Source organism: Nocardia niigatensis NBRC 100131 (assembly GCF_000308655.1).
Classification (GTDB): Bacteria; Actinomycetota; Actinomycetes; order Mycobacteriales; family Mycobacteriaceae; genus Nocardia; species Nocardia niigatensis.
The window spans coordinates 87,355-110,430 of the sequence record NZ_BAGC01000038.1 but is presented as its reverse complement, the minus strand read 5'-3'; the positions used below and the strand labels follow the sequence as shown (position 1 = coordinate 110,430).

General features: G+C 69.2%; 21 protein-coding genes. 8 read left to right on the top strand and 13 right to left on the bottom strand.

All coding sequences use genetic code 11. The features are described 5' to 3' along the window. Window positions 1-3 precede the first annotated feature (3 nt). Both ON33_RS43980 and secG read left to right on the top strand, forming a co-directional pair. Window positions 4-138 carry a hypothetical protein gene (locus ON33_RS43980; RefSeq protein ID WP_281033210.1) on the top strand — a complete coding sequence of 45 codons (135 nt, stop codon included), beginning with the start codon at window positions 4-6 and terminating at the stop codon, window positions 136-138. Window positions 139-268: 130 nt separating this feature from the next. After that, entirely contained in the window at window positions 269-502 is a 234-nt protein-coding gene (gene secG, locus ON33_RS11810; protein WP_040858416.1) for a preprotein translocase subunit SecG, read from the top strand. A gap of 68 nt (window positions 503-570) precedes the next feature. Here the strand turns inward: secG and ON33_RS11805 are convergent, their stop codons facing one another. Beyond that, on the bottom strand, window positions 571-912 hold the full coding sequence (locus ON33_RS11805; protein WP_051151928.1) for a hypothetical protein: 342 nt from the start codon (window positions 910-912) through the stop codon (window positions 571-573). Beyond that, the gene (locus tag ON33_RS11800; protein WP_040858414.1) at window positions 905-1,192 is read right to left on the bottom strand and encodes a hypothetical protein; all 288 of its coding nucleotides are present in this window, start codon (window positions 1,190-1,192) and stop codon (window positions 905-907) included. Before ON33_RS11800 ends, ON33_RS11805 begins: the two co-directional genes overlap by 8 nt. Window positions 1,193-1,339: 147 nt before the next feature. Here ON33_RS11800 and ON33_RS11795 point away from each other — a divergent pair, with 147 nt between their 5' ends. Beyond that, window positions 1,340-2,005 carry a DUF1361 domain-containing protein gene (locus ON33_RS11795; protein WP_040858412.1) on the top strand — a complete coding sequence of 222 codons (666 nt, stop codon included), beginning with the start codon at window positions 1,340-1,342 and terminating at the stop codon, window positions 2,003-2,005. Between the two features lie 19 nt (window positions 2,006-2,024). Here the strand turns inward: ON33_RS11795 and fadD8 are convergent, their stop codons facing one another. The 3 genes from fadD8 to ON33_RS11780 are packed head-to-tail and all read right to left on the bottom strand — an operon-like array spanning window position 2,025 to window position 5,741. Beyond that, the gene (gene fadD8 / locus ON33_RS11790; protein ID WP_040858410.1) at window positions 2,025-3,632 is read right to left on the bottom strand and encodes a fatty-acid--CoA ligase FadD8; all 1,608 of its coding nucleotides are present in this window, start codon (window positions 3,630-3,632) and stop codon (window positions 2,025-2,027) included. A gap of 22 nt (window positions 3,633-3,654) precedes the next feature. Then, window positions 3,655-4,848: a thiolase C-terminal domain-containing protein gene (locus ON33_RS11785; RefSeq protein ID WP_040858408.1), complete on the bottom strand. Its 1,194-nt coding sequence runs from the start codon at window positions 4,846-4,848 to the stop codon at window positions 3,655-3,657. 44 nt (window positions 4,849-4,892) lie between these two features. Next, the gene (locus ON33_RS11780) at window positions 4,893-5,741 is read right to left on the bottom strand and encodes an SDR family NAD(P)-dependent oxidoreductase (protein ID WP_040858407.1); all 849 of its coding nucleotides are present in this window, start codon (window positions 5,739-5,741) and stop codon (window positions 4,893-4,895) included. 53 nt (window positions 5,742-5,794) lie between these two features. On the opposite strand from ON33_RS11780, the gene ON33_RS11775 reads away from it, so the two are divergent. From ON33_RS11775 to ON33_RS11765, 3 genes are all read left to right on the top strand, one after another. Continuing rightward, window positions 5,795-6,766: an alpha/beta fold hydrolase gene (locus tag ON33_RS11775; protein WP_051151927.1), complete on the top strand. Its 972-nt coding sequence runs from the start codon at window positions 5,795-5,797 to the stop codon at window positions 6,764-6,766. A gap of 91 nt (window positions 6,767-6,857) precedes the next feature. Then, window positions 6,858-8,255 (top strand): amidase, encoded by a 1,398-nt coding sequence (locus tag ON33_RS11770; RefSeq protein WP_040858535.1) that lies wholly within the window; start codon window positions 6,858-6,860, stop codon window positions 8,253-8,255. Window positions 8,256-8,401: 146 nt separating this feature from the next. Further along, complete coding sequence (locus ON33_RS11765) at window positions 8,402-8,581, top strand: hypothetical protein (protein WP_040858405.1); 180 nt, start codon at window positions 8,402-8,404, stop codon at window positions 8,579-8,581. Between the two features lie 70 nt (window positions 8,582-8,651). On the opposite strand, the gene ON33_RS11760 is transcribed toward ON33_RS11765, so the two are convergent. From ON33_RS11760 to ON33_RS11745, 4 genes are all read right to left on the bottom strand, one after another. Further along, the gene (locus ON33_RS11760; protein ID WP_040858403.1) at window positions 8,652-9,815 is read right to left on the bottom strand and encodes a lactate 2-monooxygenase; all 1,164 of its coding nucleotides are present in this window, start codon (window positions 9,813-9,815) and stop codon (window positions 8,652-8,654) included. Window positions 9,816-10,180: 365 nt separating this feature from the next. Further along, entirely contained in the window at window positions 10,181-10,975 is a 795-nt protein-coding gene (locus ON33_RS11755) for a hypothetical protein (protein ID WP_040858401.1), read from the bottom strand. Between the two features lie 213 nt (window positions 10,976-11,188). Further along, window positions 11,189-12,625, bottom strand: coding sequence for an FAD-binding oxidoreductase (locus tag ON33_RS11750; RefSeq protein ID WP_245550485.1), 1,437 nt, complete (start codon window positions 12,623-12,625; stop codon window positions 11,189-11,191). Between the two features lie 54 nt (window positions 12,626-12,679). Beyond that, the gene (locus ON33_RS11745) at window positions 12,680-15,583 is read right to left on the bottom strand and encodes an AfsR/SARP family transcriptional regulator (RefSeq protein ID WP_245550484.1); all 2,904 of its coding nucleotides are present in this window, start codon (window positions 15,581-15,583) and stop codon (window positions 12,680-12,682) included. A gap of 224 nt (window positions 15,584-15,807) precedes the next feature. Here ON33_RS11745 and thrS point away from each other — a divergent pair, with 224 nt between their 5' ends. Together thrS and ON33_RS11735 are read left to right on the top strand one after the other, a co-directional pair. Beyond that, entirely contained in the window at window positions 15,808-17,061 is a 1,254-nt protein-coding gene (gene thrS / locus ON33_RS11740; RefSeq protein ID WP_308417714.1) for a threonine--tRNA ligase, read from the top strand. A gap of 177 nt (window positions 17,062-17,238) precedes the next feature. Continuing rightward, on the top strand, window positions 17,239-18,657 hold the full coding sequence (locus ON33_RS11735) for a wax ester/triacylglycerol synthase domain-containing protein (protein ID WP_063710982.1): 1,419 nt from the start codon (window positions 17,239-17,241) through the stop codon (window positions 18,655-18,657). A gap of 91 nt (window positions 18,658-18,748) precedes the next feature. On the opposite strand, the gene pgl is transcribed toward ON33_RS11735, so the two are convergent. Genes pgl through tal form a run of 4 tightly spaced genes read right to left on the bottom strand, consistent with a single transcriptional unit; the run spans window position 18,749 to window position 23,076 of the window. Beyond that, window positions 18,749-19,483: a 6-phosphogluconolactonase gene (gene pgl, locus ON33_RS11730; protein WP_040858397.1), complete on the bottom strand. Its 735-nt coding sequence runs from the start codon at window positions 19,481-19,483 to the stop codon at window positions 18,749-18,751. Beyond that, on the bottom strand, window positions 19,476-20,384 hold the full coding sequence (gene opcA / locus ON33_RS11725; RefSeq protein WP_174391512.1) for a glucose-6-phosphate dehydrogenase assembly protein OpcA: 909 nt from the start codon (window positions 20,382-20,384) through the stop codon (window positions 19,476-19,478). Before opcA ends, pgl begins: the two co-directional genes overlap by 8 nt. Then, window positions 20,381-21,943, bottom strand: a complete 1,563-nt coding sequence (gene zwf / locus ON33_RS11720; RefSeq protein WP_040858389.1) for a glucose-6-phosphate dehydrogenase — start codon at window positions 21,941-21,943, stop codon at window positions 20,381-20,383. Before zwf ends, opcA begins: the two co-directional genes overlap by 4 nt. 2 nt (window positions 21,944-21,945) lie before the next feature. Further along, window positions 21,946-23,076 (bottom strand): transaldolase, encoded by a 1,131-nt coding sequence (gene tal, locus ON33_RS11715; protein ID WP_040858386.1) that lies wholly within the window; start codon window positions 23,074-23,076, stop codon window positions 21,946-21,948.

Sequence of the window (23,076 nt, the reverse complement as noted above, 5' to 3'; positions counted from 1 at the left end):
ATCATGCGAACAAGCACAGTTGTCGTGCTCGCCGTCGCGGCCGCAGTGATGGTCGCTGTGGGCGCAAGCTCGGTCTACTGGCTCGTCTGGTCCGTTCTGGTGGTGGTCGCGAGCGCGTACTGGCTCTTCCGGCGTTGACCAGGCGTCGCGGCGCTCGGTTCGAGATCACCAAGATCATCAGCGGTTCCGGCCGTCCCGCACGGCCCGGACCGTGGTCGGTCCAGGCCTGATTCGGGGTGGGCGGTCTGGACCGCATACACTGTCGGCCATGCGGATGTTCCTGGATATCCTCCTCGTTATCACCAGCGTGCTGCTGGTGCTGCTGGTGCTGCTGCACCGGGCCAAGGGCGGAGGTCTGTCCAGCCTCTTCGGTGGTGGCGTGCAGTCGAGCCTGTCGGGCTCCACCGTTGTCGAGAAGAACCTCGATCGCATCACGATCTTCCTCGGGTTGATCTGGCTGATCTCCATTCTCGGCATCGGCCTCGAAATCAAGTTCTCCTAGCTTCACAGCTCCTGAGATCGCCCGGGCACCCCAAAAGGTGCCCGGGCGATTCGTCGTGCGTGGCCGGGTCAGCGTGGATGGCGCTGTACCGGCGACAGATTCGCCAGGGCGGCGCTGAGGGCCCGGCGGGCGTCGGCGCGGCTGATGGGGGTGTCGTCGTCGAGGGCCGCGAGCTCGATGGTGAGGAAGTCGCGGATCAGGTCGGACATGCTGACGCCGCGATGGTCGGCCTCGGCGCGGATGCGCTGATCCATGGCATAGGGGAGCCGGACCGTGCGCAACACGGTGACAGGAGCGTCGGGGCCGGGGAGATCGGGTTCGGGAGCGTCCTCGTCGACCGTGAGGCTGTCGAGGAAGTCGCGCGCTTCCTCGGCCGTGTGCGGGTAGCCCTGGTCCGGATAGTCAGTCATGGTCCGCCTCCCATTGTTCGAACTGGGCGAGGAGCCGTCCGGTCACCGGCTTCACTCCGATGACCTGCTGGTCCATCTGCGACAGCGGACGCACCACCACCGCCAGCGGCTGCCCCGCGCCGGTGCGGCCCAGGATCATCAGAGCGGGTAGCCCGCCCGTCCCGCGGACCGGTCGCGGCCAGCGCCGGTCCGGGCCGGTCAGGACCCGCATGATCTCCTCGGGTGCGATGCCGAGCCGGGCCGCGACGTCGAGGGCCCACTCGGGAATCTCATATCCCACGGCCGCATAATACGATCGTAAAACAGCTGGTCGCCACCTGTCGACCAGCCTTTCGCGCGCGGCGTGGGCCGAGCGGTGGCAGGAGTGTTGCCCACCGGTGTTGCGAACTCCCGTGACGCGCCGCGCCGAGATCGGCATCATGAACGAATGGACCCGGTGAAGACGGTCGCGCCGAGCCTTGCGGGGGTGCTGGACCGGAATCTGTTCTGGATGGTGTGGAACACCGTATTGGCTTGGATCCCGGTGGCTTTGGCGCTACTGGTGTTTCGTGGCACGCGCGATGATGAACGACGACTACCGATTTCGCCGATGTGGTGGGGCGGAGCGGTGCTGTTGTTGCTGTTCCTGCCCAACGCACCCTATGTGGTGACCGATCTGGTGCACCTGCGCGACGACATCCGCGCGGCGGGCAACGGCCCGGTGGTGACGACGATCCTGCCCGTCTACGGCGCGTTCATCGCCTCCGGCTTCGTCGCCTACTACCTGGTGCTGGCCGAACTCGGCCGCTTCCTGGAGACGCGCGGGCTGGGCGTGTGGCGCACCCCGGTGACGCTCGCGGTCCATTTGCTGTGCGCGATAGGCGTTTTCCTGGGCCGCTGGGTGCGGTTGAACAGCTGGGAGCCGGTAGTGCAGCCGCGCGGCACCTTCGATCGCATGATGCTGGCGCTGAGCTGGAATTGGGCGCCGGTGCTCATCGCGGCCATGTTCGCGGCAACGGCGCTGGGCCACTTCGTGACCCGCGCCGTCGTGGAGGCGGGCGTGAACAGCGCCCGCCGGGGCGCCCGGCTGATCCGAACCCGCAAGTTCGCCTAGCCGAGCGCCCACGGGGCGATCAGGCCAGACCCAGCCGTTCCGCGGCGAGCACGCGGATCGCCTTCTTGTCCGGCTTGCCGAGCCCGGTCAGCGGCAGCTCCTCGATCACCACCACGTGCTTGGGCACCTGCACCGAACCCTTGCGCTGCTTGACCGCGGCCTGGATCTCGGCGGTGACCACCTCCACCGCGGCCGGATCGGCGGCGGTGGCGGGTTCGAGAACCAGCACGGCGGTCACGGCCTCACCCCAGTGCGCGTCGGGCACGCCGACGACCGCGACGGTGAGCACCTTCGGGTGTTCGGAGACAACGTCTTCCACCTCGCGCGGGAACACATTGAACCCGCCGGTGACGACCATGTCCTTGGAACGCCCGACGATGAACAGGAATCCGTCCTCGTCCTGCCGCGCCAGATCGCCGGTGCGCAGCCAGCCGTTCTTGAACGTCTCGGCCGTGACCTCCGGCAGATTCAGGTAGCCGGCGGCGAGCAGCGGCCCGGAGACACAGATCTCGCCGACCTCGCCCTGCGCGACCGGCTTGTCCTCGCTGTCGAGCAATGCCACCCGCACCGCGACCGAGGGCCGCCCGCACGAGGTGAGCCGTTCCTTGTCGTGCTCCTCCTTGCCCAGGTAGCTGATCGCCATCGGCGCCTCGGACTGCCCGAAGTACTGGGCGAAGATCGGCCCGAAGCGATCGATGGCCTCCTGCAACCGATTCGGGTCGATCGCGGACGCCCCGTAGTACACCGTCTCCAGCGACGACAGGTCCCGCGTCCTGGAATCCGGGTGATCCAGCAGCGCGTACAGCATGGACGGCACCAGCATGGTCGCCGAGATCTTGTGTTCCTCGATGGCGCGCAGCACTTCTCCGGCGTCGAAACGCGGCAGCACCACGCACTGCCCGCCCAGCAGCACGACCGGCAGGAAGAACGCCGCGCCCGCGTGCGAGAGCGGAGTGCAGATCAGGAACTTGGGATGCTTGGGCCACTCCCATTCCGAGAGCTGGATCTGCGTCATGGTGTTCATGGTCAGCGCGGTGCCGACCACACCCTTGGGCTTGCCGGTGGTGCCGCCGGTATAGCTGATCGAGATGACGTCGGAGGGCAGCAGTTCCACCGCCTCCACCGGACGCGGCTCGTATTTGTCCGCGGCGGCGAGGATGTCCACACCGACGTCCGCGAGCAGCTCGGGCACCGGGCCCAGCACCAGGACCTTGGTCAGCGTCGGCACCATGTCGACCAGCTCGCGCGCGCGCTGCACGAACGCGGGCACCGGATCCAGGATGAGGGTCGAAATGCCCGCGTCGGCAAGCACATACGCGTGATCGTCGAGACCGCCGATCGGGTGCAGCGCGGTGCGCCGCGAACCCACGATCTGGCCTGCGCCGATGGTGAACAGCACCTCGGGCCGGTTGAGCGCGAGCACGCCGACCGGGGTGCCGGTGGTGACGCCGTGCTCGGCGAAGGCGTCGATGTAGCGGCTCATGCCGTCGAGCACCTCACCGCCGGTGAGGGTGTGGTCGCCGAGGGTGAGCACCGGGCGGTTGCGGTGCCGCTTGAGGCCCGCCACCAGGGCATGGCCATTGTGCACGGGCAGCCGCAGCAGGGTGTCGGGATCGAGTGTGGTCATGACTTCCTCTTCCGTCCGATGGTCATGCCGTGTGGGCCGCGTACAGGGTGACGACGACCGCGCCGCCCAGGCCCAGATTGTGCGCCAGCGCGGTGCGCGCGCCCGCGACCTGCCGATCGCCCGCGAGTCCGCGCAGCTGCCAGCTCAATTCGGTGCACTGGGCCAGACCGGTCGCGCCGAGCGGATGTCCCTTGGAGATCAGGCCGCCCGACGGGTTGACCACCCAGGTGCCGCCGTAGGTGGTGGCGCCGGACTCGACGAGCGCGCCCGATTCGCCCTCGCCGCACAGGCCCAGCGCCTCGTAGGTGATGAGCTCGTTGATGGAGAAGCAGTCGTGCAGCTCGATCACATCCACATCATGAACCCCGATTCCGGCGCGGGAGAACACCTTTCCGGCCGCCGCGCGGGTCATGGGCGCACCGACCACGTCGATCATGGAACCGGTGGAGAAGGCGTTGCCGTCGTCGGTGGCCAGCTCCTGGGCCAGGATCTCGATGGCCTGTCCCTCGAGACCGTTGGCCTTGACGAACTCCTCGCTCACCACGACCGCGGCGGCCGCGCCGTCGGACATGGGCGAGCACTGCGAGCGGGTCAGCGGGCCGTGCACCGGCTTGTCGCCGAGCACCTGCTCGAGGGTGTAGGCATCCTGGAACTGCGCCAGCGGGTTCCGGGTCGAGTGCTCGTGGTTCTTGACCGCGACCGCCGCCAGCTGCTCGGGCGTGGTGCCGTAGCGCTTCATGTGCTCGATGGCGGCATTGCCGAAGAACTGGGTGGTGATCGGCGCGGCGGAGAACTCGAAGTGCTCCTTGTTCACCTTCAGGTGCGCGTCGACCGTGGTGACCTTGGGCTTGGTGGCCGGTCCGGCCATGGCCTCCTTGGTCATCTGCTCGAAGCCGACGGCCAGCGCGACATCGGTGATGCCCGAGGCCACCCACTCACGGGCGAACATGAGCGCGGTGGAACCGGTGGCGCAGTTGTTGTTCACATTGACGATCGGGATGCCGGTCAGGCCGATGTCGTAGAGGGCGCGCTGCCCGGCGGCCGAGGGCTGGAAGACGTAGCCGACCGCGGCGCGCTGCACCTGGTCGTAGGTGACGCCCGCGTCCTTCAGCGCGCCGTTCACGGCCTCGGCGACCATCTCCGGGTAGGTCCACTCGCGGGAACCGATCTTGACGAACGGCGTCATGTTCACGCCGACGACGAAAACGCGTCGCATTGGGTTGTCCACTCCTGTTCTTCGGGAACGTGTTTCGAGGATGTCTAGTCGGCGCGCGGGACGCGGCCGTCGAGGTCGGTGAAGCCGTACGCCTCGGCGAGGTCGGCGACCTTCCAGGCTTTTCCGGTGCGCGCCAGCCGATCCGGGTCCGCCGCGAGGGCGACCACGGCGCGGCCGGCGAAGTGCGGGGTCTCTGCCAGGTCGAGATCGAAGGTGCCCTCTCCGGGCAGGGTGACCAGGCGGCGGCCCTGTGCGTCGGCCGGAACCATTTGCAGCAGTTCGGTGTTCACGATGCCGGGCCAGATCGAGACCGCGGTCGTGCCGGTGCCGTCGAGGTCGTGTGCCATGTCGGCGGTGAGCCGGTCCACGGCGGCCTTGCCGACGCCGTATACCGCGTTGTGCATCTGCCGGATCGCGCCGGGGGAGGACACGCTCACGATCAGGCCCTGTGACTCGATCAGCAGGGGTGCGGCGAAAACGCTTGCCACGTAATGGGATCGGACGCCGATGTCGAAGCCCTCGTCCCACGCCTTGGGCGGCACCTCCCAGAACTTGCGCCCGATCCAGCGGGCCGAGGCGGGGGAGTTGTAGACGTTGTTGACCAGCACGTCGAGCCGGCCCCGCTCGTCGCGGATCTGCGCGAACAGCTTCTCCACGGCCGCGTCGTCGCGGTGATCGCAGACCACCGGCACCCCGATCCCGCCCAGGGCCTCGATGTCGGCGGCGGTCGCGGCCACGGTGCCCGGCAGGTGCCCGGCCGTGACGGTGCGCCCGGTGACGTACACGGTCGCCCCGGCCGCGCCCAGCTCCAGGGCGATGCCCTTGCCGATGCCGCGGCTGGCCCCGGTCACCACCGCGACCTTTCCGGCGAGAATCTTGGGTATTTCGCTCACGACCTCTGGACATTACCTTGAAATAGGAACGTGTTCTAGAAATTGGAGGCGGAGTGGAACTGACGCATCGGACGATCGACACCGGGGAGGTCCGCCTGCACGTGGCGGACAAGGGCGAGGGCTTCCCGGTCGTCTTCTGTCACGGGTTTCCGCACACCTGGTTCATGTGGCACCACCAGCTCGACGCCGTCGCCGCCGCGGGCTACCGCGCCCTCGCCCCCGACCTGCGCGGATACGGCCGTACCGAGGCGCCCGCCGATCCGGAGGCCTACACCAACGCCGCCGTCATCGGCGATCTCCTGGCCCTGCTCGACGACATCGGTGCCGAGCAGGCGGTCTTCGTCGGCCTCGACTTCGGTGCGCAACTGGTGTGGGAACTGAGCCTGCGAGCCCCGGAGCGGGTGGCCGCGGCCGTGGTCCTGAACAACCCGTTCGCCCCGCGCCCGCCGCGGCCCCCGTCGGCCTTCTGGACCAAGGCGGCCGAGCGCCACTTCCTGCACCTGTCCTACTTCCAGACCCCCGGCGTCGCCGACGCCGAACTCGCCGCGGACCCGCGGGGCTTCCTGGCCCGCGTCTACTACTCGCTCTCCGGTGACTACCACTACCTCGACACCTGGAAGAACCCGCCCGGCCTCGGCTACCTCGACGTCCTCCCGCAGGCGCCGGCCCTGCCCTGGCCGTGGTTGTCGGAGGCCGAATTCGACACCCTGGTCCAGGATTTCGAGCGCACCGGCTTCACCGGCGGCCTCAACTGGTACCGCAATCTGGACCGCAACTGGGAGCTCACCGCCGCCTACGCCGACGCCAAGGTCGAGGTTCCCACCTTCTTCCTCTATGGCCAGAACGACCCCGACATGGAGGGCTTCAGCGGCCGCGACCCGCTGGCCACCCTGCGCGCCAATGTCCTCGACCTGCGCGAGGTCGTCGAGGTCCCGGCCGCGGGCCACCTGGTTCAGCTCGAGCGCCCCGACGCCGTCAACACCTTCCTCACCGGCGCCCTGAAGAGCCTGGGACTGCCCGGATAGCCGGAATCGGACTGATGGCCCGGAATTTCGAACCGGGCCACCGTGCGAGCCGTAGATCCTGGTGTGGGAGGCGGGAAAGGAGGCCCGATCCATGGCTGCGCGAGTCCACGCCTTCGGCGACGACGCTCTCGGCGAGCACGACGGGGTGGCCATCGCCGCGCTGATCCGCAGCGGTGAACTGAGCGCGGCCGAGGTCGCCAAGGCGGCCCGGGAGCGGGTGGCGCTGGTGAATCCGGTGCTGAACGCAGTTGTGGTGGAAGCGGATACGCCGCTGGTCTCGCCGGATCGCGAGGCGCTGCTGTACGGGGTGCCGACCTTCGTGAAGGACAACACCGACGTGGCCGGGCTGCCGACCCAGCACGGCAGCGCGGCCTGGCGGGCGCGGCCCGCGAAAGCGCACGGCCCCTTCACGAAACAGTTCCTGAGCACCGGTGTGACCGTGCTCGGCAAGTCCACGCTGCCCGAATTCGGGCTGAACGCGACCACCGAATTCGTGGCTGCCGAACCGACGCGCAATCCGTGGGACACCGAGTTCTCCTCGGGCGCCTCGTCGGGTGGTTCGGCCGCTCTCGTCGCGGCGGGGGCGGTGCCGATCGCGCACGGCAATGACGGTGGCGGCTCGATCCGGATCCCCGCCGCCTGTTGCGGGCTCGTCGGTTTGAAGCCGACGCGTGGCCGCCACCTCGATGGACCGCAGGCCCGGTCCATGCCGATCAACCTGGTCTCCGAGGGCGTGCTCACCCGCACGGTCCGCGACACCGCCACCTATTTCGCTGCGGCCGAACGCTTCTGGCGCAATCCCGCACTGCCGCCGGTCGGGCTCGTCGAGGGTCCCGCCCGGCGGCGACTGCGCATCGGCGTCCTGAGCGACCCCATCACCGGGGCCACCCTGGACCCGCAGATCCGTGCGGTCCTCGACGACACCATCGCGCTGCTGGAGGGCCTCGGCCACCAGGTGCGACCCATCGCCTACCCGGTGGACCTGCGCTTCGCGGAGGATTTCGCCGCCTACTGGGCGATGCTGGCCTTCCTGGCCGGTCTCACCGGAAAGTTGAGCTTCGGCCGGTCCTTCGACGCCTCCCGCCTCGACCCCTTCACCCGCGGCCTGGCTGCCCGCTTCCGCGGCTCCGCCCTGCGCTCACCCTCTGTGCTGTACCGGCTCTCGCGCACCCGCCACGCCTACGCGGCTGCCTTTCGCGATATCGAAATCGTGCTGTCGCCGGTGCTGGCGAGCCTCACCCCGCGCCTCGGCTATCTGAGCCCGGACCAACCCTTCGACGAGGTCTTCGCCCGCCTGCTGGCCTACGTCAACTACACGCCGTTCGCGAATGTCACTGGCGCCCCGGCTCTTTCGCTCCCATTGGGCGCCTCCGATTCCGGTCTTCCCATCGGCGTGATGTTCTCCGCCGCGCACGGTGACGAACGCACGCTCCTCGAACTGGGCTTCGCCCTCGAATCCGCGCGCCCTTTCCCCGGCATCCAGCACTGAGCGAGAGATGGTTGACATCCTCGTCCTGGAGGACCACGATCAGCTGTGCACCGTTGTCTGAACGGTTGCTGAGGAGAGTTCCGTAAGTCGATTGGTTCAACGAGCCCGCTCAGGCCGGGCGAAATCGGATCGATACGGAGGTTTCGATGTCACAGCACAGCAAGGGCAAGAAGTCTGGTAAACAGGCCGCTGGCCGGCGCGAGCAGTACGGTCAGTCGATGCAGGGCCAGCAGATGCAGGGCCGGGACATGCCCGAAGACCAGGAATCCGACCACCTGGCGGCCGCAGGGTCGGGCAGGCGCGAGAAGAAGTCGCGCGGACGGTAGCTGAGCCGGCCCCTCGAGTGTTCGACGATCGGCCCCGCAGTGACGCGGGGCCGATCGCCTGTGCGGGACGCTAGACCGACACCGGCCGCAGCGCCTCGGGCGTCAGATCCTTCAGCGTCGGATATCCGTCCACCGCCATGATCAGGTCCGCCTCGGCCAGCAGGGTGCGCAGCACGTGCACGATGCCGTCGACGCCGCCCAGCGCCAGCCCATAGGCGTAGGGACGGCCGATGCCGACCGCGGACGCACCCAGCGCCAGCGCCTTGACGATGTCCGCGCCGGAACGCACACCCGAATCGAACAGCACCGGCAGCCCGTCGGCCGCGGCCACCACCTCGGCCAGCATGTCCAGCGCCGGGAGCCCGCCGTTGGCCTGGCGGCCACCGTGATTGGAGCAGTAGATGCCGTCCACGCCCAGGTCCTTGACCCGGCGGGCATCCTCGGGGTGGCAGATGCCCTTCACGATCAGCGGCAGCTCGGTCAGTGACCGCAGCCACGGCAGATCCGCCCAGGTCAGCGGATTGCCGAAGACCTGGATCCAGCGCAGGATGGCCGCCTGCGGATCTTGTTCCGGCGATTGCGCCAGGCTCGCCCGGAACACCGGGTCGGTGAAGTAGTTGGCCAGGCAGTGCCCGCGCAGCTGCGGGAAGTTGCCGGTCGACAGGTCACGCGGCCGCCAGCCGGTGACCCAGGTGTCGAGGGTGACCACGATGCCCCGGTAGCCGGCCTGCTCGGCGCGCTCCACCAGGCTGGCGGCCAGCTCGCGGTCGGTGGGGGTGTAGAGCTGGAAGAAGCCCGGGGTGTCGCCGAGTTCGGCCGCGACATCCTCCATCGGATCGACCGTCAGGGTCGACGCCACCATCGGGACGCCGGTGCGCGCTGCGGCCTTCGCGGTCGCCAGATCACCGTGCCCGTCCTGCGCGCACAGCCCGATCACCCCGATAGGGGCCATGAAAACCGGTGCGGGCCAGGTGCTTCCGAACAACTCCACCGACAGATCGCGCTCCTTGGCGCCCACGAACATGCGCGGAATGACACCCCATCGGTCGAAGGCGGCCACATTGGCCCGCTGGGTGCGCTCGTCGCCCGCCCCGCCCGCCACATACGACCACACCGATGGTGGCAGCGCCGACTGCGCCCGCTCGGCCAGCTCCGCGAAGCTCACCGGGTAGGCCGGCACCACCCCGCGCAACCCGTTGAAGTAGATCTCGTTCTGAAAATCACCGAATGCCACGCGCAACCTCCTTGTTCGCGCACCCGCCGGAGCGCCCCGTCATTCTGCCAGCCGAGGTTACCGACTGGTAAGAAACGAGTGGGAAGCGCCGTGATGTCAGCACCGAACCTGTTCCCGGACACCGAGATACGACTCTGAAGCCGAAGCCGAAGCCGAAGCCGAAGCCGAAGCCGAAGCCGAAGCCGAAGCCGAAGCCGAAGCCCGCGCGCGGACGGGCATGGTCCGCGCCTGCTGCCATACCCTGACGAAGCTGGCAGGTCCGCCCGCGTACGGGGTGACGAATCCGCCTGCGGCGTAGACGCGTTCGGCGGTGCGAGGAGAATCCCAGCCGTGGATGCTGCGGACACCGTGGTGGTTCGCGGCGTTCAGAAGTTCGCGTTGAGGTACTCCGCCGCATGGGTCGTCCACAGCATGCCCGTGCCCGGCATGTTGTGCCCGGAGTACAGCACGTGCTGCCCGTCCGGCCACGGCGTCAGATATCCGATCAGCCCGCGCACCGCCGCCTCGTACCGATTCAGGTTCGCCACCGGATTCTGCATCAGGAATTCCAGCAGCTCATGGAAGATCACCGGGGTCAGATTCCCGATCCGCGCCCCCTCGACCAGCGAGAACGGCGAGATCGCGGTATTGATGGCCCGCAGCGGCGAATCGCCGGGGGAGGAGGTGATGATGTCGTCGGGATTCGCGTACTCCCGCACATCCACGCCCAGCGGCCACGCCCCCCGCTGCCCGTGCAGCCCGTACGTGGTCGCCGGACACAGATGCCCCACCGACTGCCCCGCCCGCCGCATCGGATTGGCGATGTTCACCACGAACGCGATCTCCAGCGGCGACCCGTCCACATTGGTGTAGGTCCCCGCCCGCGCCCCCTCGAGAATCGTGCTCGCCACGATCCCGCCCAGCGAATAACTCAGCAGCCCGCACACATTCGGCGAATCCTGCAGCGCCTTCACCCCCGCCTGCACCCCCAGCCGCACCGACGTCTCCAGCGACGGCCCCCACGTATCCGGATCCGGCCCGATCGAGGCCGGCCAATCGGGCTCGAAACACCGGAACTTGTCCGGATCCAGCAGCTTGGTCACATCGTGCAACATCCCCGCCGGCATCCCGTCACTGTTCCGCTGCTCCCCGGTGCCTCGCAACGTAATGATGTCGATCATGGTCCTCGCCCTCCGCGCGCCGAACCTTTCGGCTGTACCCGACCCTAGGCCGAACCGGCCCCGAGCTCACGAGTAGCGAACTACTAGTTTCCGAACCCGGGGCGGCCGCGCATACACGGCTCGAGCCGGTGCCCCGGTCCTGGCCTGCCGCACCCCGCGTGGTCTCTCGACCGGTGGCAGGTCCCGCCGGGCGCCGGCTCCGGCCGCCGGCAATCACTGTCCGGGTGCGGTCCAGCGGGCGGCGGGCGAGAACACGCCGGTCGGGTCGTAGCGACGGTGCGCCTCGACCAGACGATCGCGTTGCGCGGCGGTCCAGGCGGCCATGGTCTCGGCGCTGGCCCGGCCGTGCGGATCCCGCGCGAAGTTCGGTGTCGCTGCCTCGAGACTCCACGGGGACAGCGCATCGATCACGGCTTCCAGCGCCGCGGGGACAGCCGCCGCGATCGGTGGCGCCAGCACACCAACCGTGAGCAGGTTGAAAGCGGCCTGCCGGCCCGCGACCGTCGTCGGGGAGAGCGGCTCCCGCTCGAGCGCACCGCCGAGGGCACGGACCTCGGCCATGGTGATCGGCAGACCGCCCGCCGGCCCGGCGGTTGCCAGCAGCGCGTCGATGGCCGCATCGGGCAGCTCGCTGAGCAAGGTCGAGCGATCGGTCGCCGGCATCGGGTCGACCGGGTCGTTGTGGATGGAAGCGATTGCCGCGTAAGGCATTTCGGCGACCGTGTCCAACAGTGGTGCCGCCACCGGCCGCATCGGCGCGAGCAATGCCGCACCCTCGGCAGGGTCGCCGACATGGGCGTAGCGCAGGTGCAGCACCGTGGCCCCGCGCAGCGGCTCCGGAATCTCCGGCAGCGGAGGCAGATGCAGGATCGCCACCGAACTGGTCACCGTCTCCGGCACGGTTGACATCCAATTCCGCCAGGCCCGCAGCACGGTCGCCGCGTCCTCGAACCGGAAGGTGAGACCGCCGCCGTACAGCGTGCGGATCGGGAACAGCCGGAAGGTCATCTGCGTGACGATCCCGAAGGCCGCGCCGCCGCCCAGCAGAGCGCGGAACAGCTCGGGTTCGTTCTCGGGCGTGACCCGCCGCAGGGTGGCGTCCGCGGTCACCACCTCCATGGCGGTGACATGGTCGGCGGCGAAACCGTACGTGCGCGCGATCGGGCCCAGACCGCCGCCGAGCGTGTAGCCCACGACACCGACGCCGGTCGAGGACCCTGCCAGCGCGGCGAGTCCGAAGGGCGTGGCCGCGTCGAGCACTTGCTGCCAGCGCACACCCGCGCCGACGGTCGCGGTGCGCTGATCCGGGTCGATCGACACCGCGTCCAGCAGCGCGGTGTCGATGAGCACGCTGTCCGGCGGCGTCGGGGTGGCCCCGTGCCCGGTGGCCTGTACCGCGATCGTGTAGCCGGTCGCGGTCGCGGCGCTCACCGCGGCCGCGACATCGGCGGCGCTGGTGGCCACGACGATGGCCGCGGCGCGATGCTCGGTCGCGACATTGAACCCGGCGGCCGAGAGCCGGTACCCCTCCTCGCCGGGGGTGTGCACGTCACCGGCGACCGCCGCGCGCAGGCGTTCGGCGAGCGCGGCGCTCGTCATCGGCTGCGGCCGGGTTCCGGTCGGTGCGGGCGGATCGAAGACGCTGGACAATGTGGCTCCTGAAAGTCGATGGTGCTGATCGATGTCCAGGAGATCGCATCGCGCTTAGCGCGAACTTAGCTCCCGCTCAGCGTCGCTCGCGGGTTCCGCGCCGATAGCGCTGACCAGCGCGTTGACCTCGTCCCGGGTCATGGTCGCACCCGCGGCCAGGCCCGCGGCGAAATCGGCGGCGGGCAACGCCGCCCGGACCGCGGCGGCCTCGCGGGGCGCGTCCATCGGATCCATCACCTCCGGCAGGAATCCGATGCGACCACCCAGCGCCCGCACGGCCCCGAGCAGGCGGGCACCGTCGGCGGGGCGGTGACTGCGGGCGGCGAGCGCAGCGGCCAGATGCGCCATCACCAGCCAAGAGGTGACATCCCCGTCCGATTCGAGGGCGGTCTGCATGGTGCGCAATGCCGTTCGAGCGTCGGCCTCGTCGCCGGTGTCCATCGCACAGCGAGCCAGGGTCCACGAGGCGGAGGCGACCGGCCAGCGGTGTCCACAGCGTTCGGCGACCGAAACCGCTTCGCGCAATGCCTCTCTCGCCGCGTCCGGGCGATTCGCGAATCGGAGGATCATGCCCTCGATCATCAGAGCCTCGGCCAGCTGCCATGGCCGTCCGGCCGCGGCAGTCGCGGTCACTGCAGCCCGGGCGGCGTCGGCCCACTCGGTTGAGGGCGCGACGACCGCGCGCATGTAGATGGTCCACGAACGCATCCACGCCGCGGTGGCCCGATCACCCGCGTCGGCTGCCGCCCGCGCCGCCCGCTCGGTCGCTTCCGCGCCCCGGACCGGGTCACCCGACAGGTAGTACAGCCCGCCGAGCCCGGCCAGCGCGGCCGACAACGTCGACCGGTCGACCTCGTGCCCCGCCGCTTCACTGGCCGAGAGCCCGCTCGTGATCGCCGCGATGCCCTCCTCGATGAACCCGCACCGATACCAGAACCAGTACAGGGCTGCCGCGAGCTGAAGTACGTAGCCGGGTTCACCGGCCGCGAACGCGGAGGCGATAGCGCTGCGCTGCTCGGCGATATCGGCGCCGAGCGCGTCCAGCATCTGCGCTGACCGCGCGTCGCGCAGCTGCGCCGATCCGGCTCGGGACCGTTCCAGCACGGTGCGTCGGTGGGCGGCCCGCACCCGCTCCAGCTCGTCGGCTTCGCAACGCGCCAGGGCGAATTCGCGAATCGACTGCAGCATCCGATACCGCCGTGGCGATGACGCGGGCTGAACACGCAGCAGCGATCTCCGCACCAAGCCTGTCAAGGGCTCGAGCACGGCCATGGGTGAGGACACGCCGTGCACGGCGGCCGCGGCGTCGATGTCGAAACTGCCGGCGAAGACGGCGACGTCACGCAGCAACCGCGCCTCGCCGGGATCGAGCAGGCGGTAACTCCAGTCGATGGTGTCGGCCAAGCGGCGCTGGCGGGCGGGCGCGGTACGCGCGCCCCCGGCCAGCAGGGTGAATCGGTCGGCCAGGCCGTCGGCGATCTGCTGTTCGGACAGCACCCGCAGTTGGGCGGCGGCCAGCTCCACCGCGAGCGGAATACCGTCGAGGTCGGCGCAGATCCGCCGTACCGGTTCGCGCACCCGCTCATCGAGTGTCCAGCCGTCGACCACGCCGGCGGCGCGGGCGGCGAACAGGTCGACGGCGTCGGCCTCATCCAGCGGCGCGATCTCGATGACACGCTCGCCCTCGACCGTGAGCGGCTCTCGGCTCGTGGCCAGGATCCGGACCTGCGGGCAGCGGGTCAACAGGGTGTGCACGAGGGCGGCCACCTCGTCGAGGAGATGTTCGCAATTGTCCAGCAGCAGCGTGCATTCCCGTGTCGCGAGGACCTCCGCGAGCCGATCCGCGGAGCTCGCGCCCCGGACCTGCACCGCCGCGGCCACGGTCGCGGCGACCAGTTCGCCAGATTCGACCGGGGCCAGATCGACCCACCATGGGCCGTCCCCGGCAGCGAGCCGGCGGCACGTCTCCAGGGCCAGCCGGGTCTTGCCGACGCCGCCGGTTCCGACCAGCGTCACCAGTCGGCCGTCGCGCACGGTTCGGCCGATGTCGTCGAGTTCGCCTGTGCGGCCGATCAACTGGGTGCGGGGAACCGGCATCGGCGAGACCGTCGCCACCGCGGGCGTGACGGCCGGTGCGGGTCTCACGGATCCGCGCAGCAGATCCTCATCGTGGCGCAGGATCGCGGTCTCCAGCTCGCGCAGCCGGACGCCCGGCTCGACGCCGAGTTCGGCATCGAACAGGCGGCGAATGTCCCGTAGCGCCGCGAGGGCATCGGACTGTCGCCCGGCTCGGTAGCGGGCCAGCACCGCCAGCTCCCAGGCCCGCTCGTCGAGCGGATGAGCCGACACCAGCGCCTCCGCGTCGGCGAGCGCGGCATCGACGCGCCCGGCATCGAGCCGCAACTCCACCAGGGCCTTGCGCGCCCGCAGCTCGAGCGCGGTGAGCCGGGCGATCTCGGGCCGCACGAAATCCGCGTCGGCCACATCCGCGTACGGCGCACCGCGCCATTCACTCAGCGCCAGTTCGTAAGCTCGCAGTCCGCCTTCGGAATCTCCTGCCGCGCAGGTGGATTCGGCAAGCGCGATCCACTCGGCGAATCGGTGCGCGTCGATCCGGTCCGCGGTCAGATCCAGCAGATAGCGGGTGCCGCGTCGAGAGATCACGCCCTCCGAGCCCCGGCGGCGGTCGGGCCCGAGCCGATCACGCAACTTCGAGATACCGAAGTGCAACGAACTCATCGAGGGATCCGCGGCGTCGTGCCACACCTGCTCGAGCAGCCGGTCGGCCGACACCTCATGCGGGAACGCGGCGACCAACGCGGCCAGCAGGGTCCGCTGCCGAACCCCGCCGAGGTCGACCGGCCGCCCCGCGACGGTGGCCGCCAACCCGCCCAGCACACTCAGCCGAACCTGCGCCCCGGGCACCTCAGCATCCACATCACTCCGCGTGTCACCCACGGAATCACCTCACTACAGCTCTTTCGCAGCAATCTATCGTGGCGGGCGGGTGGTACCGCACACCGACGTGGGTTCGGTCGCGGGTATCCCGTTGCGTCGGGAAATATCTCGCGGGTAATGTCGCCGAGATGCAGCCAATTCAGTTCACTACGACGCCGGACGATATCCCGGCGGACTGAATGCTGTTCTGATCAGAGCCCCGGGCGGATGCCCGGGGCTTTCGCGTGTGGTCATCCGCCCTCGATAACGAGGAGATCCACGTGTACGACCATCGGAAGCTGGGCCGGGAACTCGGGCTGTTCGACACCGATCCGCTGATCGGGGCCGGACTGCCGTACTGGTTGCCGGACGGCGCGATCGTGCGGCACAGTCTCGAGGAGTACATCCGGGACGCGGAGCGGGCGGCCGGGTACCAGCATGTGTACTCGCCCGTGCTCGGGAAGCGTGAGCTGTACGAAATATCGGGGCACCGGGCGCATTACGACGACGACATGTATCCGCCGATGGACATCGGTGGCGAACAGGTCCTGCTGCGTCCCAGCCTGTGCCCGCATCACGCGCTGATGTATCGGTCGCGCTCGCACAGTTATCGCGAACTTCCGCTGCGCATGGCCGAGCTCGGGGCCATGTACCGGTCCGAACTGTCCGGTGTGCTGGGCGGTCTGACCCGGGTGCGGTGCATTCATCTCAACGACGCGCACATCTTCTGCACCCTCGATCAGGTTGCCGAGGAGGCGGCGGGCGCGCTCGCGCTCATCGGGTCGGCCTATCGGGCCTTGGGTATCACCGGCGCCCGCTACCGGCTGTCACTGCCCGGGGCGGGCGGGAAATACGTTGCGGCGCCGGAGATGTGGCGGCGGGCGAGCAGGATCCTGGGCGAGGTGCTCGACAGGTCGGGTGTGCCGTACGAATCCGCGGAGGGCGAGGCCGCGTTCTACGGACCGAAGATCGACGTCCAGGTCAGCGATCACGCCGGCCGCGAATCGACCCTGTCCACCGTGCAGGTCGATTTCTATCAGCCAGAGCGGTTCGACCTGCGGTACGTCGGCGCCGATGGCGCCAAGCACCGTCCGGTCATGGTGCATCGCAGCATCATCGGCAGCGTCGAGCGAGCGGTCGCCCACCTGATCGAGCATCACGGCGGTGCCTTCCCGGCCTGGATGGCACCGGTCCAGGTGGCGGTGCTGCCGGTCTCCGCGGCTGAGGAGCCCGCCGCCGCCCGGCTCCGCGACGACTGTCTGTCCGCGGGTCTGCGCGTCCGGGTGCTGAATGCCGACGTGGGTAGTTTGGGGGCGCGTGTACGCGAAACCCGCCTGGTGCCCTACCAGTTCATCCTCGGTCCGGCCGAAGTCTCCCGCGGCGATGTGGCCGTCCGGCTGCGAGACGGACGCCGTCTGCCCGGCCGATCGTCCGGCGATGCGGTCGCGCGGGTACAGGCGTTGGTCCGAGCCCACGCCGCCCGCTTGTGGGCTGACTGATCCCGGCGGCCGACGGCAGTGGCTTTCGCCCATTCGGTCGTCGGCCATGGACCCTACTCGAGCGCCACGAACGGCGATAACGTCGTCGAATGGGAACCGGATGCCGCGCGGCGGGAGAATCCGGTCACGGCAAGGAGTTCGAGGTGATCGGCAATGGGGCCACAGCAGACGACTCACATGTCACAATCGGACCTGTTCTCCTGGAGCATGGAACAGGACCCGGTGCTCCGCTCGACGATCGTCACCGTGCTGCTCTTGGACACCGAGCCGGACTGGGATCGGCTGGTGCGCATCATCGACCGGGGTACCCGGGTGGAGCCAAAGCTGCGGCAGCGGCTGGTGCCGGTGCCGTTCGGGCTGACACCGCCGCGCTGGGCCGGTGATCCGCAATTCGACCTGCACTGGCATCTCCGCCGGGCGGCGCTGGTGCCGCCCGCGGATCTGGCCACGGTGCTCGAGTTCGCGCGGACCGAGGCCATGACAGCCTTCGATCCGGCCCGCCCGCTGTGGCGGGTCACCCTGCTGAACGGAATGTCCGGTGGGGGAAGCGCGCTGGTGCTGACGCTGCATCACAGTCTCACCGACGGCATCGGCGGTATCCGCATGGCCAGCGAGATACTCGAGTTCGATCGAGCCGGCCGCGAGCGCGGTGCGTTGCCCGCCGTTCCTGCCGGTCCCGGCGGCGGGCTGCGCGACATCGCCGCGTGGAACTGGAGTGTCGGGGTCGCGGTGGCCCGCGCGGGGCTGTCCGGTGCGCCGGCTCTCGTGCGCCGCGCGCTGACGAACCCGGTGCGTGCCGTGCGAGATGGCGTGAACCTGGCGGCCTCGGTGGCCCGGATGGTCAGGCCGGTGACCGCGACCCTGTCCCCGGTGATGACCGAACGGGGCCTCGCCCGGCACCTGACGGTGCTCGATGTACCCGCCGACCGCCTGCACCGCGCCGCCCGCGCTGCCGGCTGCACCATGAACGACGCGTTTCTGACCGCGGTGCTGATCGGTCTGCGCACTTATCATGATCGTCTCGGCACCGGCATCGACAAGCTGCGCGTCACCATGCCCATCAGTCTGCGCCGCCCCGATGACCCGATGGGCGGCAATCGGATCACGCTGGTCCGCTTCGCGCTCCCGCTCGGCATTCCCGAAACCGCGGACCTCATGCGCTCTCTCGACACCGTCATCGCCGGTCAGCGCCGTGAACCCGCTGTCCCGCTATCCGGTGTGATCGCCGCGGCCCTCAACCGGTTGCCCGTCGCTCTCGTCACGGGCATGCTCAAACATGTCGATTTCGTGGCCTCCGATGTTCCGGGCTCTCCGATCCCGCTCTATCTGGCCGGCGCCCGTATCGACCGCATGTACGCCTTCGGCCCCACCATCGGCGCCGCCTTCAATATCACCTTGACCAGCCACGTCGGTACCTGCTGTATCGGTATCAACGCCGACACCGCGGCGGTGCCCCACCCCGACGCCCTGACCGATTGTCTCGCAACGGGTTTCGAGGCAGTCATGCGGCTCGCCGACACGGATGGCGCTACCGGCGAGCCGGCGGACGAACCGGCGTCGCCGCAGCGCACCGATGGAACCGTCGACGTCCCGTGAAGTTGCCGGCCGACGTGGCCGACGTCGACAACGAAAAAACCGGGTGGGCCGCAGCCGGTCGGCGATGCGGTCCACCCGGTCCGGGCAGCGTTCAGCGTGGCAGATCGGAGGCGGCGGTTTCGTCGAGCAGCCAGGTGGTCGATTCACTGCCGATCGCGCCCGCGGCCGGAACATCCAGTGGCGACGCGCCATTGAGGGCAGCGGCGACCGCCGCGGCCTTGGCCGCACCGGAGACGATGAGCATCACGTGACGGGACTTCCGGATCGCGGGGAGCGTCAGGGTGATGCGGACCGCCGGCGGCTTGGGCGAATGAGTTTCCGCCACAACGAGTTCGTGTTCCTCACGCGTGGCAGCGGTGTGCGGGAACAGCGAATTGACGTGGCCCTCGCCGCCCATGCCGAGCAGGTGCAGGTCGAACGCGCCGTGCTCGGCGAGGTAGGCGTGCACGGCCGCCGAGTACTCGCCCGCGGCTTCGAGCGGGTCCGGGTAGTCGCCGCTCGAGGTCTCGGTCGGATGCACCCGGGCCGGGTCGACCGGGACGTGGTCCAGCAGCGCCCGGCGGGCCTGGAGTTCGTTGCGTTCGGCATCGCCGGTGGGGACGAAACGCTCGTCACCCCAGAAGATGTCGAGCTGGGACCAGTCGATGTCGCCGGGGGCCTTGCGGACCCATTCCAGCAGGGCGATGCCGGTGCCGCCGCCGGTCAGGACCACCGAGGCGGAGCCGCGCAGGCGCTGCGCCCCCACCACCTGGGCCACGAACCGCGCGGCCGCGGCCTGCACGAGTTCGTCGGTGGTGGAGAAGGTTTCGACGGCGGGCTTACTCATAGGTCACCCTTTCGATTCCGGTGAGAGCCTCGGCGTAGATGTCGTCCGCGTCGAGGTGGCGCAGCTCCTCGGCCAGGCAGTCCTTGGTCTCACGGCGGGCCAGCGCGAAACGCTGATCGGGTTCGCCGGTGCGGGTGAGCGTCGCGGTGCGGCCGGTCTGCGGGCGCGCGATGGAGATCGACACCGTGGGCCGGTGCATCTCCACCTTGAGCTCGCCGGTGCGCCGCACCACCGGGCAGTCCAGCCGGGCGGCCAGCCAGCCCGCCAGCATGTCGAGCGCCGGCTCCTCCTGCAGACCCGAGATCGTCACCGACTCGACGGGCTCGAACGGCGCCTCGTCCAGCGCCGCGGCCAGCAGCGCCCGCCAATAGGTGACCCGGCTCCACGCCAGATCGGTGTCGCCGGGCGCGTAGGACTGCCGCCGGCCCTTGATGGTCGACTGCGGATCCGAGGCGAAGGTCGCGTCCGTGATGCGGCGGGTCGCCAGGCGTCCCACCGAATCCTTGGACGGGAACTCCGGCGCGCCCCGGGGCCACCACGCCACCACCGGCGTGTCCGGCAGCAGGAACGGAATGACCACACTCGACTCGTGTGGCACCAGATCCCCTTGCAGCCGAAGCACTATCACCTCGGCCGCCCCGGCATCGCCGCCGACCCGGATCTGCGCGTCCAATCGGGTCGCGGCATTGCGGTCACCGCGCGCCAGCACAATCACCCGGCACGGGTGCTCCCGGCTGGCGTCATTGGCGGCGTCGATGGCGTCCTCGGCCTCGGAGCTGTCCAGGGTGCACACCACCAGGGTGAGCACCCGCCCCATTGTCACCACGCCATTGGATTCCCGCAGCTGCACAAGACGTTTCGACACCTCGCGAGTGTCGGTGTCGGGCATGTCGATGATCACGGTCGTCGCCATTCCCGCCCGCTGCGCGCGAGCATCTCGTCGGCGGAATCCGGGCCCCAGCCGCCCGCCTGGTACGGGTCGGGCTTGCCGGTCTGGGCCCAGTACTCGAGCGCGGGATCGAGGATGCGCCAGGACAATTCGACCTCCTCGTTCACCGGGAACAGCGACGGCACCCCGAGCATCACATCCAGGATGAGCCGCTCGTAGGCCTCGGGGGAGTCCTCGGTGAACGCCTCGCCGTAGCTGAAGTCCATGTTCACATCGCGCACCTCCATCGACGACCCGGGCACCTTGGACCCGAATCGCATGGTGATGCCCTCATCCGGCTGCACCCGGACGACCAGCGCGTTCTGCCCGAGCTCCTCGGTCATGGTCTGGTCGAACGGCAGGTGCGGGGCCCGCTTGAACACCACCGCGATCTCGGTGACGCGGCGGCCCAGGCGCTTTCCGGTGCGCAGATAGAACGGCACGCCCGCCCAGCGGCGGGTCTCCACCGCGAGGGTGATGGCCGCGTAGGTCTCGGTGCGGGAGTTGGGGTCGAAACCCTCCTCCTGCAGCAGACCCACCACCGGCTCACTGCCCTGCCAGCCTGCCGTGTACTGACCGCGCGCGGTCGTCTCGTCCAGGGGCGCAACGAGTTTCGTCGCCGAGAGCACCTTGATCTTCTCGATCTGCAGCTGCTTGGGCTGGAAGCTCACCGGCTCTTCCATGGCCGTCAGGGCCAGCAGCTGCAACAGATGGTTCTGGATGACGTCGCGGGCCGCGCCGATCCCGTCGTAGTAGCCCGCGCGACCACCCAGGCCGATGTCTTCGGCCATGGTGATCTGCACATGATCCACATAGTTGGCGTTCCAGATCGGATCCCACAGCTGGTTGGCGAAGCGCAGCGCCAGAATGTTCTGCACCGTCTCCTTGCCCAGATAGTGGTCGATGCGGAACACCGAACGCTCCGGGAACACCGTGTTCACCAGCGCGTTGAGCTCCTGAGCGCTCTTCAGGTCGTGCCCGAAGGGCTTCTCGATCACCACCCGCCGCCACGGTTCGGGCTGTCCCGCGGGCGAATCCGCGGGCTCGGCCAGACCGTTCTTGGACAGCTGCTCCAGCACGATCGGGAAGTCACTGGGCGGAATCGACAGGTAGAAACCGGTATTGCCGCCGGTCCCGCGATCCCGGTCCAGATCCTTGAGGGTGGTGGCCAGCTTGTGGAAGGCCGCGTCGTCCTCGAACGTGCCGCGGACGAACCGCAGGCCCTCCTTCAGCTGCTGCCACACCTCGTCCCGGAAGGGAGTGCGCGACGAGGCCGACACCGACTCGTGAACCAGGTTCGCGAAGTCCTCGTCGGTCCAATCCCGGCGTGCGAAGCCGACCAGGGAGAAACCCGGGGGCAGCAGCCCCCGGTTCGCCAGGTCGTAGATGGCCGGCAGCACTTTGCGCCGCGACAGGTCACCGGTAACGCCGAAAATCACCAAGCTGCACGGTCCAGCGATCCGCGGAACCCGGCTGTCGCGTTCATCGCGCAGCGGGTTCGGCGTCGCGACCGTCGTCGCTGCGCCTGCCACCGTCAGTTTCCTCCCGCCACCTGCAGCTTTTCGGTGGTGGCCACGAGCAGTTCGTCCCAGGAGGCGACGAACTTGTCGACACCCTCGGTCTCGAGGACACCGAACACGTCATCGAGGTCGATGCCGACCGCGACCAGCTGGTCGAAGACCGCCTGTGCCTCGGCCGCCTTGCCGACGGCCGCGTTCGGCTCGATCACGGCGTGGTCGGCGACCGCCTCGAGGGTCTTCTCCGGCAGCGTGTTCACCGTGTTCGGGGCGACCAGTTCGGTCACGTACATGGTGTCCGAGTACTCGGGATTCTTGACACCGGTCGACGCCCACAGCGCGCGCTGCTTGTTGCCGCCCGCCGACGCCAGTTTGACGTAGATGTCGGTGTGGCTGCCGCTTTCGAACACATCCTGGTACGCGGCATAGGCCAGGTGCGCGTTGGCGATTCCGGCCTTGCCGCGCAGCGCCAGCGCCTCCGGGGTGCCGATGGTCTCCAGGCGCTTGTCGATCTCGGTGTCCACGCGGGAGACGAAGAACGAGGCGACGGACTGGATCTTGGCGATGTCGTGCCCGGCGGTGGCCGCGTTGCGCAGACCGTCGAGGTAGGCGCCCATCACCGAGATGTAGCGCTGCACAGAGAAGATCAGCGTCACGTTCACGCTGATGCCCTCGGAGATCACCCGGGTGATGGCCGGCAGGCCGGCCTCGGTGGCCGGGATCTTGATGAACAGGTTGGGCCGGTCCACGATCTTCCACAGCTCGATGGCCTGGGCCACCGTGCCGTCGGTGTCGAAGGCCAGACGCGGGTCGACCTCGATCGAAACCCGGCCGTCCACACCGTTGCTCGCGGCGAACACGTCGGCGAACACATCGCAGGCCGCGCGCACGTCATCGGTGGTGATGGTGCGGATGGCCGAGTCGACGTCCGCGCCGCGGGCGGCGAGCTCGGTCACCTGCTCGTCGTAGGCGTGGCCCTTGGAGAGCGCGCCCTGGAAAATGGTCGGGTTGGTGGTGACGCCGACGACGTTGCGGGAATCGATCAGGCCCTTCAGATTTCCGGACTTGATGCGATCGCGCGACAGATCGTCCAGCCACACCGAAACTCCGGCGGCCGACAGGGCCGCGGTGTTCGTGTTCTGGGTCAT